The organism is Halodurantibacterium flavum, from assembly GCF_042681825.1.
In the GTDB taxonomy this organism is placed as follows: Bacteria; Pseudomonadota; Alphaproteobacteria; order Rhodobacterales; family Rhodobacteraceae; genus Halodurantibacterium; species Halodurantibacterium flavum.
The window spans coordinates 245,577-259,201 of the sequence record NZ_JBHUGH010000003.1 but is presented as its reverse complement, the minus strand read 5'-3'; the positions used below and the strand labels follow the sequence as shown (position 1 = coordinate 259,201).

The 13,625-nt window shown below is 67.2% G+C and carries 11 protein-coding genes; 7 read left to right on the top strand and 4 right to left on the bottom strand.

Features of this window, described 5'->3' with window-relative positions; translation table 11 throughout:
* The first annotated feature begins 7 nt into the window (after positions 1–7).
* On the top strand, positions 8–388 hold the full coding sequence (locus ACFSGJ_RS05010) for an HIT domain-containing protein (RefSeq protein WP_390259900.1): 381 nt from the start codon (positions 8–10) through the stop codon (positions 386–388).
* Positions 389–404: 16 nt separating this feature from the next.
* Here the strand turns inward: ACFSGJ_RS05010 and ACFSGJ_RS05005 are convergent, their stop codons facing one another.
* Positions 405–1,382: an ABC transporter ATP-binding protein gene (locus ACFSGJ_RS05005; RefSeq protein ID WP_390259899.1), complete on the bottom strand. Its 978-nt coding sequence runs from the start codon at positions 1,380–1,382 to the stop codon at positions 405–407.
* A 110-nt stretch (positions 1,383–1,492) separates the two neighbouring features.
* Here ACFSGJ_RS05005 and ACFSGJ_RS05000 point away from each other — a divergent pair, with 110 nt between their 5' ends.
* Both ACFSGJ_RS05000 and polA read left to right on the top strand, forming a co-directional pair.
* A complete protein-coding gene (locus tag ACFSGJ_RS05000; protein WP_390259898.1) occupies positions 1,493–1,741 on the top strand; it encodes a zinc-finger domain-containing protein in 249 nt (82 codons plus the stop codon).
* 112 nt (positions 1,742–1,853) lie between these two features.
* Positions 1,854–4,664 carry a DNA polymerase I gene (gene polA, locus ACFSGJ_RS04995; RefSeq protein ID WP_390259897.1) on the top strand — a complete coding sequence of 937 codons (2,811 nt, stop codon included), beginning with the start codon at positions 1,854–1,856 and terminating at the stop codon, positions 4,662–4,664.
* Here polA and ACFSGJ_RS04990 read toward each other — a convergent pair.
* Together ACFSGJ_RS04990 and ACFSGJ_RS04985 are read right to left on the bottom strand one after the other, a co-directional pair.
* Positions 4,661–4,882: a DUF2798 domain-containing protein gene (locus ACFSGJ_RS04990; RefSeq protein ID WP_390259896.1), complete on the bottom strand. Its 222-nt coding sequence runs from the start codon at positions 4,880–4,882 to the stop codon at positions 4,661–4,663. The genes polA and ACFSGJ_RS04990 overlap by 4 nt on opposite strands.
* 63 nt (positions 4,883–4,945) lie before the next feature.
* Entirely contained in the window at positions 4,946–5,518 is a 573-nt protein-coding gene (locus tag ACFSGJ_RS04985) for a DUF1285 domain-containing protein (protein WP_390259895.1), read from the bottom strand.
* Between the two features lie 82 nt (positions 5,519–5,600).
* Here ACFSGJ_RS04985 and ACFSGJ_RS04980 point away from each other — a divergent pair, with 82 nt between their 5' ends.
* From ACFSGJ_RS04980 to ACFSGJ_RS04965, 4 genes are read left to right on the top strand one after another with little or no spacing between them, the layout of a single operon-like run.
* Positions 5,601–6,608 carry an AAA family ATPase gene (locus tag ACFSGJ_RS04980; protein WP_390259894.1) on the top strand — a complete coding sequence of 336 codons (1,008 nt, stop codon included), beginning with the start codon at positions 5,601–5,603 and terminating at the stop codon, positions 6,606–6,608.
* Positions 6,605–7,489 carry a DUF58 domain-containing protein gene (locus tag ACFSGJ_RS04975; protein ID WP_390259893.1) on the top strand — a complete coding sequence of 295 codons (885 nt, stop codon included), beginning with the start codon at positions 6,605–6,607 and terminating at the stop codon, positions 7,487–7,489. Before ACFSGJ_RS04980 ends, ACFSGJ_RS04975 begins: the two co-directional genes overlap by 4 nt.
* Positions 7,489–10,242 (top strand): DUF4159 domain-containing protein, encoded by a 2,754-nt coding sequence (locus ACFSGJ_RS04970; RefSeq protein ID WP_390259892.1) that lies wholly within the window; start codon positions 7,489–7,491, stop codon positions 10,240–10,242. The genes ACFSGJ_RS04975 and ACFSGJ_RS04970 overlap by 1 nt, the downstream gene beginning before the upstream one ends.
* A complete protein-coding gene (locus tag ACFSGJ_RS04965) occupies positions 10,239–12,314 on the top strand; it encodes a hypothetical protein (RefSeq protein WP_390259891.1) in 2,076 nt (691 codons plus the stop codon). Before ACFSGJ_RS04970 ends, ACFSGJ_RS04965 begins: the two co-directional genes overlap by 4 nt.
* A 21-nt stretch (positions 12,315–12,335) precedes the next feature.
* Here ACFSGJ_RS04965 and ACFSGJ_RS04960 read toward each other — a convergent pair whose 3' ends face one another.
* Complete coding sequence (locus ACFSGJ_RS04960; RefSeq protein WP_390259890.1) at positions 12,336–13,589, bottom strand: DVUA0089 family protein; 1,254 nt, start codon at positions 13,587–13,589, stop codon at positions 12,336–12,338.
* Between the last annotated feature and the right edge of the window lie 36 nt (positions 13,590–13,625).

Here is a 13,625-nt window from a genome sequence, read left to right as displayed (position 1 = left end):
GGACCCCATGGCCTACAGCTACGACGACCAGAACATCTTTGCCCGCATCCTGCGCGGGGAGATCCCGAACCGGACCGTGCTTGAGACCGAGCACAGCCTTGCCTTCGAGGATATAGCACCGCAGGCGCCGGTGCATGTTCTGGTGATCCCCAAGGGGAAATACGTGACCTATGACCACTTTGCCCAGGCCGCGACCGAGGCCGAGATCGTCGATTTCACCCGCGCGGTCCGGGCCGTCTGCGAAAAGCTGGGGTTGGAGCCGGGGGCGGAGGGCACGGGCTATCGCCTGATCTCGAACAGCGGAGGGCATGGGATGCAGGAGGTGCCGCATCTCCATGTGCACATCCTTGCCGGCCGGCCGCTGGGCCGCATGGTGATGCCCGTCTAGGATGCCCCTAGGGGCGCTAGGCCGCCTCGCCAGATGCGGGGCGGCTGGTCGTCAGCGCGACGAAGACATCCTCCAGATGCGGTTCTTCGGTGGCAACGTCGCGGATCGTGATCCCCGCCGCCCGTACCGCGTCCAGCACCGCATTGGCCGAGGTCTCCCGGCGGTTGTAGCTGAAGGCGAGCGTCCCGTCGCGGCGGCGGTCAAGCGCGACCCCTGCGGGCAGAGCGATATGGCTGGGGGCCTGCCCGTCGGGCACGATCACCAGCGTCTTGCCGTCCATCCGGGCGACCAGCGCCTCGGTCCGGTCGCGGACGATGACCTCGCCGTGGTTGATGATCGCGATCTCGTCGCACATCGCCTCGGCCTCTTCGAGGTAATGCGTGGTGAGGATGATCGTCATCCCCCGCTCGTTCAGCTTGCGCACGTTCTGCCACAGCATCTGCCGCAGTTCGATATCGACCCCCGCCGTGGGTTCGTCGAGCACGAGGATCTGCGGGTGATGCACCAGTGCCTTGCCCAGCAGCAGGCGCCGCTTCATCCCGCCCGACAGGCTGCGCGCATGGGCATCTGCCTTGTCGAGAAGGCCGATGATCTCGAGGATTTCCTCGGTGCGGCGCTGGGCTGCGGGCACACCGTAAAGCCCCGCCTGAACCTCAAGCGCGGTACGCGGGGTAAAGAACGGGTCCATGTTCAGTTCCTGCGGCATCACGCCGATCGCCGCCCGGCTCTGGCGCGGGTTCACATCCTGGTCAAAGCCCCAGATGCGCACCTTGCCTGCGCTTTTGCGCACCAGCCCGGCCATGATGTTGATCATCGTCGACTTGCCCGCGCCGTTCGGCCCGAGAAGGCCAAAGATGGAGCCCGCCGGAATGTTCAAGTCGATGCCCTTGAGCGCCTCGTGGCCCGCGGTCGTGCGCGTCGGGGCATAGGTCTTGCGCAGGCCCTCGATCTCGATGGCATTGGCGGCGAGGGTGGATCTGGGTTCAGACGACATGGCGGGTTCCTTCCCCTCGGCGGCGCCGGCAGCCCTTGCCCGCGGCGCGTCATTCGTTATCATGTCCGCGATTTAAGGTGCTTTGCCGCCCGCGACAAGGAACAGGCCCGATGCTGCGTGAAACTAATCCCCTCGCCCCGCCGGAAACCGAGGTCGTTTCCACCTACCGCGTTGCCTGCGACGGGGGCGAAGGCGCGCTGGGTCATCCCCGCGTCTGGATGTCGATCCCCCATGACATCGGCTGGGTCGATTGCAGCTATTGCGACAAGCGCTTCATCCACGCGGACGCAGTGGAAAAGCACGCGGCCTTCATGGCGGGCACCGACGCCGCGACGGGGGCGGACAAACCCGCCGCCTGACGACCCGCCCGCCTGACGACCCGCTGTCTGAGATCGATAGCCGGCGTGCCCCTTTTCGGTCCGGCTCTGACCATGGGGCGGCTGCCCTGTTACCGGAGCAAGAGGAACCCGCATGACATTCGGCAAGGGCAGCCATCTGCATCTGATCGACGGATCGGCCTTCATCTTTCGCGCCTATCATGCGCTGCCGCCGCTGACGCGCAAGTCCGACGGGCTGCCGGTGGGCGCGGTGGCCGGGTTCTGCAACATGCTGTTCCGGTATGTCGAGGGCAATTCCGGCCCTGACGCGCCGACCCATGCGGCCGTGATCTTCGACTATTCGTCCAAGACGTTCCGGAACGAGCTCTATCCGCTCTACAAGGCGCAGCGCCCCGAACCGCCCGAGGATCTGCGGCCGCAGTTTCCACTGACCCGGGACGCGACGCGGGCCTTCAATATCTGCTGTCTTGAGGTCGAGGATTATGAGGCCGATGACATCATCGCCACCCTGTCCTGCCAGGCGCGGGACGCGGGCGGGCGGGTCACGATCATCTCGTCGGACAAGGACCTGATGCAGCTGGTCGGTGACGGGGTCGAGATGTTCGACGCCATGAAGAACAAGCGCATCGACCGCGAAGAGGTGTTCGAGAAATTCGGCGTCTATCCCGAAAAGGTGGTCGACGTGCAGGCGCTGGCCGGCGACAGCGTCGACAACATCCCCGGCGCGCCCGGCATCGGGATCAAGACGGCCGCGCTTCTGATCAACGAATACGGCGATCTGGAAACGTTGCTGGAACGGGCGGGCGAGATCAAGCAGCCCAAGCGCCGGCAGGTGTTGCAGGACCACGCGGAACAGATCCGCATCTCGCGCAAGCTCGTGGAACTGCATTGCGACATGCCGGTCCCCATCACGCTGGATGAGCTGGAGGTCCGCCGGCCCGATCCGCAGGTTCTGACGGAGTTCCTGAACCTGATGGAGTTCCGCACCCTGACGAAACGCGTGGCGGAAAAGCTGGGGGTGGATGCGCCGCTTCCTGCCCCCACGCCCGTTGCCGAGGCGCGGGATGCGCCCGCGCCTGTTCCCTCGCTGGAACAGCTTCCCTTCGATCACGCGGCCTATACCTGCATCCGGGATGAGGCGGTGCTGATCGAATGGATCGGCATGATCCGTGAACGTGGATATGTCGCGCTCGATACCGAAACGACGGGCCTTGACGAGATGCGCGCCGATCTGGTCGGCATCTGCCTTGCGGTCGAACCGGGCAAGGCCGCCTATATCCCTTTGGGGCACCGCAGCGGGTCGGGCGACCTCTTTGGCAGCGCGGCGCTGGCCGAGGGGCAGTTGCCGATGCAGGTGGTTCTGGATGCGCTGAAACCGGTGCTGGAGGATCCCGCGATCCTCAAGATCGGGCAGAACATGAAGTATGACGCCAAGATGCTGTCCCGCTACGGGATCGACGTGGCGCCGATCGACGACACGATGCTGATGTCCTATGCCATGCATTCGGGCCTGCACGGTCATGGCATGGACACGCTGGCCGAGCAGTATCTGTCGCATAGCTGCATCCCGATCAAGTCGTTGCTCGGGTCCGGGAAATCGGCGATCACCTTCGATCTGGTGCCAATTGACGAGGCGGTGAAATACGCGGCCGAAGATGCGGACGTGACCCTGCGGCTGTGGCAGTTGTTCAAGCCGCAGTTGCATCAGGTGCGCGTTACCACGGTCTATGAGACGTTGGAACGCCCGCTCGTGCCGGTGCTGGCCGAGATGGAACGCGCGGGCATCCGCGTGGATCGCGACGTGCTGTCGCGCATGTCGAATGCCTTCGCACAAAAGATGGCGGCGCTGGAGGCCGAGATCCACGAGCTTGCCGGCGAGCGGTTCAACATCGGGTCACCCAAGCAACTGGGCGAGATCCTTTTCGACAAGATGAGCCTTCAGGGCGGCAAGAAGGGCAAGACGGGCGCCTATGGCACCGGCGCCGACGTGCTGGAGGATCTGGCCGCCGAGGGGCACGACCTTCCCGCGCGGGTGCTGGACTGGCGGCAGATTTCCAAGCTCAAAAGCACCTATACCGACGCGCTGCAGGACCATATCCACCCGGAAACGGGGCGGGTTCATACCTGCTATTCCATCGCGGGGGCGAACACCGGGCGGCTGGCCTCCACCGATCCCAACCTGCAGAACATCCCGATCCGGTCAGAGGAGGGCCGCCGCATCCGCACCGCATTTGTGGCGGAGCCGGGGAAAAAGCTCATCGCGCTGGACTACAGCCAGATCGAGTTGCGGATCCTTGCGCACATGGCCGACATCCCTGCGCTGCGAGAGGCGTTCCGTCAGGGCCACGACATCCACGCCATGACCGCGTCCGAGATGTTCAACGTGCCCCTGGAAGGCATGGATCCCTCGATCCGGCGGCAGGCCAAGGCGATCAATTTCGGCGTGATCTACGGGATCTCGGGCTTTGGCCTCGCGCGCAACCTGCGCATCCCGCGCGATCAGGCGCAGAGGTTCATCGACACCTATTTCGAACGCTTCCCCGGCATCCGCGACTACATGGACCGTACCGTGTCAGAGGCGCGCGAACAGGGCTTTGTCACCACGCTCTTCGGCCGCAAGATCCACACGCCCGAGATCAATTCCAAGGGCCCCACCGCTGGGTTCGCCCGACGCGCGGCGATCAACGCGCCCATCCAGGGCAGCGCCGCCGACATCATCCGCCGCGCGATGATCCGGATGCCGGACGCCATCGCGCATCTGCCGGCAAGGATGCTGCTTCAGGTCCATGACGAACTGCTGTTCGAGGTCGATGAAGCGGCCGTCGACGACACCATCGCCGCCGTGCGGCAGGTGATGGAACAGGCGGCGGATCCGGTGGTGCGGCTGTCGGTGCCACTGGTTGTGGATGCGGGCCAGGGCGACAGCTGGGCCGAGGCGCATTAGCGCGTCAGTGCCGCCACGATCCGCCGCGTGACCGGTGCGACGACCAGCACGGCCGGAAAGGCGACTGCCCAGCCCGGCACCCAGGCGCCGAGCCAGATGCCGACAAAGCCGTCGGTCAACCCGCTGGTCCGCAGCGTCGCGATGGCGGTGATGATCAGCGACATCATGCCGGACAGGAAAAAGGCGAAAAGGATATGGGCGTATTTCTGGGGGATCATGGTCAGCACCTGCAGGAACGCCGCAGCTTAGCCAACCGCCTGACCAGATAAAAGCGCCTCTTTTCAGGCCAGTTCTTGCGATGGCACCAGCGGAAAGAACTGGCCCCCCGACCAGATGCCGAACCAGTCGCAGTCTTCGTGCCGCTCGTGGCAACCCAGCTCGACCAGCCGGTAAAAGCTCTTGCGGTCGATCAGCGCCTCCAGATTTGCGCGGATCAGGACATAGGGCGAGGGCTCGCCCCCCTCATCCCGCACCACCCGCAAGGGGTTTTCCGGCCCCGCCGTGGCGCGGTCGTCCACATTGGTCACAAAGGTCAGGCGCTGGTCGCGGCCTTGCCCCTCGGCCTCGAAATCGACGGCGACAAAGGGCGCGTCCTCGACCGTGATGCCCATCTTCTCGACCGGGGTGACAAGGAAATAGGCGTCGCCATCCTTGCGCAGGATGGTCGAGAACAGGCGCACCATCTCGGGCCGGCCGATCGGGGTGCCTTCGTGGAACCAGGTGCCGTCGCGGGCGATGCGCATGTCCAGATCGCCGCAAAACGGCGGGTTCCAAAGATGCACGGGCGGCAGGCCCTTTTTGCCTGCCGCTTGGGCAGCGCTGATGATATTGGTCGTTTCCGGTTTCACGATCATTTGTCCCGACGTGCTTTCTGCCCCCGGCGCGCTATGCAATAGTCTTCGTAACATGAATATAGCGCCGAGAGGGAGAGTGGCCATGGCCGATCCAACCATGCTGATCGCCGAGATCGAACGCCTGGGCGAGCGGCTGGCAGAGGCACGGCAAAGCATCAACCGCCGCTTCATCGGGCAATCGCGGGTCGTGGACCTGACGCTGGGGGCGATGCTTTCGGGGGGGCATGCCCTGCTGATCGGGTTGCCCGGACTGGGCAAGACGCGGCTTGTCGACACGCTCTCGACCGTGATGGGGCTGGATGGCAAGCGCATCCAGTTCACGCCCGACCTGATGCCCGCCGACATCCTGGGGTCCGAGGTTCTGGAGACCGCCGGCGATGGCAGCCGCGCCTTCCGTTTTCTGCCGGGACCGATCTTTTGCCAGTTGCTGATGGCCGACGAGATCAACCGCGCCAGCCCCCGGACCCAGTCGGCCCTTCTGCAGGCGATGCAGGAACGCGAGGTGACGATCGCCGGCCAGCACCGCCCGCTGGGTGCACCTTTCCACGTTCTGGCGACGCAGAACCCGCTGGAACAGGAAGGGACCTATCCATTGCCTGAGGCGCAGCTCGACCGGTTTCTGGTGCGGATCGACGTGGCCTATCCCGACCGGGCGACGGAACGCGAGATCCTGCTGGCGACGACGGGCACCGAGGATGACCGCGCCCATGCCGTCTTTACCTCGGCCGAGTTGCTTGCGGCGCAGACGGTGCTGCGGCGGATGCCGGTGGGCGATGGTGTGGTGGAACGCATCCTCGATCTGGTCCGCGCCTGTCGCCCCGATGAGCCCGAGGCACATCCGCTGGTCACTGAACATGTCAGCTGGGGGCCGGGGCCCCGGGCCGCGCAGGCGCTCATGTTGATGGTCCGGGCGCGGGCGCTGATGGACGGGCGGCTTGCGCCCTCTGTCGACGATGTGGCCGATATGGCGCAACCGGTCCTTCAGCACCGGATGGCGCTCGGCTTTGCCGCCCGGGCGCGGGGCCTGTCGCTGGCTGATGTGATCGCAGAGGTTGCCGGGGGGCTGGGACGCACCGGGGCCGCCGCGTGAACGACGCGACCGTTCCCTTTCCTGCGCGGCTCAGGCGGGATGCAGAGGCGCTTGCGACCGGGCTTCCGGCGCTTCTGGCGGATGCGGAACATCTGGCGGCGACGCTGATCCTTGGGGAACACGGGCGCCGCCGCGCGGGCACGGGCGACGAGTTCTGGCAATACCGGCCCGCCATGCCGGGCGACCCGGCGCGCAGCATCGACTGGCGGCGTTCGGCCCGGTCGGACGCCCATTTCATCCGGGAAAAGGAATGGCAGGCGGCGCAGACCGTCAGCCTGTGGGTCGATGACAGCCGGTCCATGGCGTTCAGCGGTGATGCGCAGCGGCCGGACAAGGGTGCGCGGGCTCGGCGTCTGGGGCTGGCGCTGGCGCTTCTGTTGCTGCGCGGGGGCGAACGTGTGGGCCTTTTGCCAAACGTGCCGGCCCGGGCGGGGCAGGCGCAGGCGATGCCGCTTGCGGCCGCCCTGATCGCCGAGGGCGCGGACGAATACGGCGTGCCGGGGACGGACATGCTGCCGCCGCAGTCGCGGGCGGTCTTTCTGTCGGATTTCCTGGGCGATCCGGCGCCGGTGCGCGGGGCGCTGGCGGCGGCGGCCGACCGGGGGGTGCGCGGCGTTCTGGTGCAGGTGCTCGACCCCGTGGAAGAGGCGTTCCCCTATGAGGGGCGCACGATCTTCGAAAGCATGACCGGCCGCCTGCGGCATGAGACGCTGCGCGCGGGCGATCTGCGCCGCGCCTATCTGGCCCGCCTGGCCGAGCGCCGCGCGGAGCTTGCCGATCTGGCACAGGCTGTCGGCTGGCGCTTTTCCACCCATCATACGGGAGAGCCCGCGCAGGCCGCGCTTCTCTGGCTTTATCGCGCGTTGGAAAGGGGCCGCTGATGCTGATGCTTGGCCCCATCGGCTTTACCGCGCCGCTGTTGCTGACGGCGCTGATCGCCTTGCCGGTGCTCTGGTTCCTGTTGCGCGCTGTCCCGCCTGCGCCCCTGCGGCGGCGCTTTCCGGGTGTCGCGCTGCTGCTTGGTCTCCGGGATGCCGAGGTGCAGACCGACCGCACGCCCTGGTGGCTTCTGGCGCTGCGGATGCTTGCGGTTGCGGCGCTGATCCTTGCCTTTGCCGGGCCGGTGCTCAACCCGCAACAGGGCAGGACCGGGGACGGGCCGCTCCTGATCCTGATGGACGGGACATGGGCGGATGCGCGCGACTGGCCGGCCCGGCAGGACCGGGTGCAGGGGCTTCTGGCCGAGGCCGGGCGCAGCGGGCGCCCGGTTGCGGTCGCGGTGCTGACCGACCCGTCCCCCGCCGCGCCGGAATTTCAGTCGGCCGAAGTCTGGGCCAGCCGCCTGCAGGGCTTGTCGCCCGCCCCCTGGGAGCCCGACCCGGACAGGCTGGCGCAGTGGGCCGGAGCGCTCGACGGCGGGTTTGAGACCTACTGGCTTTCGGACGGGCTCGACCGGGCGACCCGCGCGCCCCTTTTGTCGGCGCTGGAATCCCGGGGGCCGGTCAGCGTCTTTGAATCGCCGCGCCCGATCCATGCGCTGCTGCCCCCGGTCTTTGACGAGGGCGAAATCCGCGTCACCGCCCTGCGCAGCCCGGCCTCCGATCCGGCCGAAATCACCGTCGTGGCCCACGGGCTCGACCCGGCCGGGATTGAACGCGAACTGGCGCAGGTGCCGTTGAGCTATCCGGCGGGCGCGGACCGGGCCGAGGGCGCATTTTCCCTGCCGACCGAGTTGCGCAACCGGATCACGCGGTTCCAGATCGCGGGGCAGCGGTCTGCGGCTGCGGTCAGTCTGGCCGATGACGGCTTGCGCCGCCGCAAGGTGGCGCTGGTCGCAGGCGCCGCGGACCGCGAGGGGCTCGAACTCCTGTCGCCGCTGCATTACCTGCGGCAGGCGCTTGAACCCACGGCGGAACTGATCGAGGCGGGGCTGTCCGACGCGCTTCTGGCGGCGCCGGACGTCGTCATTCTGGCGGATGTGGCACGGTTGAGCCTTTCCGACAGCGATGCCCTTGCCCATTGGGTCGAGGAAGGCGGGCTCTTGCTGCGCTTTGCCGGACCCCGTCTGGCCGCCAGTGACGTGTCGCGTGCCGAAGAGGACCGCCTGATGCCGGTTCGCCTGCGGGAAGGCGGCCGGGCGGTCGGCGGCGCCATGAGCTGGGGGGAACCGAAGGCGCTGCGGCCCTTTGCCGAAACCTCGCCCTTTTATGGCCTCCCGGTCCCCGAGGATGTGACCGTCTCGGCGCAGGTGGTGGCCCAGCCCGACCCGGATCTGGCGGAACGGACCATCGCCGCGCTGGCGGATGGCACACCCCTGGTCACGCGCAAGCCGCTGGGGCAGGGGCAGGTGGTCCTGATGCATGTGACGGCGAATGCGGAATGGTCGACGATCCCGCTTTCGGGGCTGTTCGTGCAGATGCTCGAACGGCTGGCCGTCTCGACCCGGCCGGCCGGCGCAGATGCCGCCGATCTGGCCGGAACGACATGGGTGCCGGAACGGGTTCTCGACGCATTCGGTACGCTTTCTGATGCGGGCCAGATGCCCGGCATCCCCGGCGAGGCGATGGCCGAGCCCGAGATCGGCCCCGCCCTGCCGCCCGGTCTCTATGCGTCGGACGACCGCTACATGGCGCTTAACGTGGCCGCGGCCGACACCACGCTGATGCCCGCGCAATGGCCGCAGCGCATCCCGGTCGAGGGGCTGACCGAGGCGGAGGAGACGGGCCTCAAGGGGATGCTCCTCGCGCTCGCGGCGGGGGTTCTGGTGCTGGATCTGATCGCCTCGCTGTTCCTGTCGGGCCGGATGCGGCGCGGCGCCGTGGCGATGATCGCCGCCATCGCCTTTGCGACACTGACCGCCGACCGTTCCATGGCCGATGACGAATTCGCGCTGGAGGCCACGCGCACGTTTGTTCTTGCCCATGTGCTGACCGGCGACGCGCAGCTGGACCGCGTGGCCGAGGCCGGTCTGCGCGGCCTGTCGCAACGATTGTTCGAACGCACCTCGGTCGAGCCTGCGGCGCCGGTGAGTGTCGATCTGGAACAGGATGACATCGCGTTTTTCCCCTTCCTCTACTGGCCCGTGACCGAGGGGCAGCCGGTGCCGTCGGATGCGGCCTATGCGCGGCTGAACCAGTATCTGCGCACGGGTGGCATGATCCTCTTTGACACGCGCGATGCGGATGTGGCCGGGTTCGGCGGCAGCACGCCGGCGGGCCGGCATCTGCAGACGCTTGCCGCGCCACTCGATATTCCGCCGCTGGAACCGCTGCCCGAAGATCATGTGCTGACCCGCACCTTTTACCTTCTTCAGGATTTCCCGGGGCGCCATATGGGCCGTGGCCTGTGGGTCGAGGCCGCGCCGCCAGACCCCGAGGCGGTCGAGGGGATGCCGTTCCGCAATCTCAATGACGGGGTGACGCCGGTGGTGATCGGGGGCAACGACTGGGCCTCGGCCTGGGCGGTCGACGATCGCGGCCTGCCCCTGATGCCTGTGGGCCGTGGCTTTGCCGGCGAACGCCAGCGCGAGATCGCCTATCGCTTTGGCATCAACCTTGTGATGCACGTCCTGACCGGAAACTACAAATCCGATCAGGTGCATGTGCCTGCGCTTCTGGAAAGGCTGGGCCAATGATGGGCGGTGTGGTACTTGATCCGCTTGTGCCGTGGCCGGTGATCTGGGCCCTGGCGGCGGCGCTTGGCGTGATGGTGGCGGTGGCGCTCTGGCGCGGGCTGCCCGGGTGGTGGCTGCGCGGGCTCGCGGCGCTTGCGGTTCTGGCGGCGCTCGGCAACCCCTCGCTTCAGTCCGAGGACCGGACGCAGCTTGCCGATATCGCGATCTTCGTTGTCGATGAAAGCGCAAGCCAGGATCTGTCTGACCGCCCGGCGCAACTTGAGGACGCCATGTCGGCGCTGACGGACCGGATCGGCGCGCTGGAAAACATGGACCTGCGCGTCGTCCGCTTTGGTGACGGCGAGGGCAATACCGGCACACGCGCCATGACCGCCCTGAACGAGGCGCTGGCCAATGAGCCGCGTTCGCGCATCGCGGGGGCGATCCTGCTGACCGACGGGCAGGTTCATGATCTGGACCTTGCGCCAGAGATGCCGGCGCCTTTTCATGTGCTCCTGACGGGGCGGGCGGATGACTGGGACCGCCGCCTTGTGGTGCGCAACGCGCCCGCCTTTGCCATACTGGGCGAACCTGTCACCCTGACGCTGCGGGTCGAGGATCAGGGGGCGGTGCCCGCCGATGTCGCGGGACAGGCACAACTGACGATCTCGGTCGATGGCGGCGCGGAACAGGTCTTTCGCGTCCCGGTGGGTGAGGATCTGAACCTGCCCGTGACGCTCGACCGGGGCGGCATCAACATCCTGCAATTCCAGGTCGCGACCGAAGAGGCTGAGCTGACCGACCGGAACAACACCGCGGTGGTGCAGATCAACGGCGTGCGCGACCGGCTGCGGGTGCTGCTGGTCTCGGGGGAACCCCATGCGGGCGAACGGGTCTGGCGCAATCTTCTCAAGGCGGATGCGGCCGTCGACCTCGTGCATTTCACGATCCTGCGGCCGCCCGAAAAGCAGGATGGCGTGCCGGTTTCGGAACTGTCGCTGATCGCCTTTCCGACGCGAGAGCTTTTTGTCGAGAAGATCGAGGAATTCGATCTCATCATCTTTGACCGCTATCGCCGCCGGGGCATCCTGCCTGCGGCCTATTTCGACAATATCCGCGATTACGTCCTGCGGGGCGGGGCGCTTCTGGTGGCGGGCGGGCCGGAATACGGATCTGCCGACAGCATCTATCGCACCGGTCTTGCCGATGTGCTGCCGGGTGTGCCCACGGGGCGCGTGTTCGAGGGCGGATTTCACCCCGAGGTGACCGATACCGGCGCCCGCCACCCCGTGACCGAGGGGCTGGTGGAGTTTGCAGGTGCAACCACTGCGGCCGAGGATCAGGGCCCGCCTTGGGGGCGCTGGTTCCGTCTGGTCGATGTGCAGCCCGAAGGGCAGGTCGTGATGGCGGGGCCTGACGGCCGGCCGCTGTTGCTGCTGGACCGCGCCGGCGAGGGGCGTGTCGCGACGCTCGCCTCGGACCACGCATGGCTTTGGGGGCGTGGATATGAGGGCGGCGGCCCGCAGCTGGAGCTTTTGCGGCGGCTCGCGCACTGGATGATGAAAGAGCCCGAGCTGGAGGAAGAGGCGCTGATCGCCACGGCGCAGGGGCAGCAGATGACAATCACCCGGCGCACGCTGAACGAGGGCGCGCCCGACGTCACGGTGACGGCGCCGGACGGGTCCGAGACGGTCTTGTCGTTGCAGGAAATCTCGCCGGGGCGGTTCTCTGCCGTCTGGGACGCGCCGGAGATCGGGCTCTACCGGCTGTCGGACGGGGAACATGAGGCTGTGGTGGCGCTCGGCCCCTCTGCGCCGCGCGAGTTCGAGGAAACCATCGCCACGGGCGCGCCGCTTGCCCCGCTGGCCGAGGATTCGCGCGGTGGCGTTCACCGGCTGGAAGAGGGGCTGCCCGATCTGCGCCTTGTGCGCGAAGGACGCCCCGCCACGGGCCGCGGATGGATCGGCCTGACCCCGCGTGACGCCTATGTGACGACGGATGTGAGTGTCGCGGCCATCCTGCCGGCCTGGGCGTTCCTGCTTTTGGCCGCAGGCCTGATCGTCGGCGCCTGGCTGAGAGAAGGCCGCCGCTAGGGCGGCCCCCTCCGTTCGCCGTTACTGCCCGGCGCGCAGATAGCGCGTCACGACGACCTGCCGCACCTTGGCCGCCGTGCTGGGGGCTTGTGCGATCTGGGCGATGTAATATTCACCGGGGACCAGTTCATTCAGGATCTGCGCGCCGGTCATGCCATCGCCCCAGTTCTGGCTCAGGACGCGACCGTCGGCGTTGTAGAGACGCAGGTCAAAGCTCTCGTTCATCGCCGTGGCCTGCACGACGATCAGCCCTGGTTCCGTGACCCGGAATTTCGTCCAGAGCGTCCGGTCGCCGGTCAGGCGGCTGCTGCGCGCGCTTGCCTCGATCGTGCCCAGATCCTCGACCACCGCGTCGCCGTCGCGCGGCAGCATGTCGCCCGACTGAACCGCCTCGCGCAGCATCATCTGTTCATCGACCACCGCCACGGCAAGCTGATAGGGACCTTCGCCGCCGCCATAAGCATTGACGCCGATGCAGAATTCGCCCGTTCCGCTTTCGAGCACAAGCCGGCTGTCGGTGCCTTCGTAGTCGTCATTCTCGTGCCGGGCGCCGCTGGAATCGCGGACCGTCAGAACCGTGTCGATGCTCGTGCTGCGGGCGTCGATGCGGATCGTTTGGTCTGCCGGAACCGAGAGGCTGAACCATTCCGTGCCACCGGCGGGGGCAATGCCCTGCTGCACAAGCCCGTTTTCGGGCATCGCGCCAAGGTCGGTCGGGTCGGTGCACATTGCGGCGGACCCGGTGGCGGTGACGCCCGGGTCCACATAATCCGTACTGCCCCCATCCGCAGGGACCTCGCCCGTCGCCGGTTCGACGAAAAGCGTGACATCGGTGCGTTCCGGCGGTTGCGAGCCGAACAGGCGGACCTGCGCGCAGTAGTCGCCCGACGCCAGCGTCATCCGCACAAGCGAGTTCAGCCCGCCGCCGCTGTCATCGTCGAAGGCGATCCGCTCTCCGCCCGCGTTGTAAAGCGCAAGGATCGTGTCGCCGTCGGCTTCCGCCCGGGTCCGGATCTGAACCTCCGTCCCATCCCCGGTCACCGAGAAGTCGAGATATCGCGGTTCGCCGCGCTGCATGATCAGGGGGACCGTCTGCGTCTCATACCCCGGCTGCAGCGCTGCGGCCGCCGTGTCGGTCAGCGCCAGCGGCTGGCCGCAGAACCCGTTTTCCGCCTCCTCCGACGTCTCTTCGGGGGCATCCACGGGTGTCAGCCCCGAGGTATCCACCTGTGCCAGCGCCGGCTGTGCCAGAACCAGCAGACCGATCAAACCCAACTTGCAACTTTTTGACATCACTCGCCTCTGAGTTAC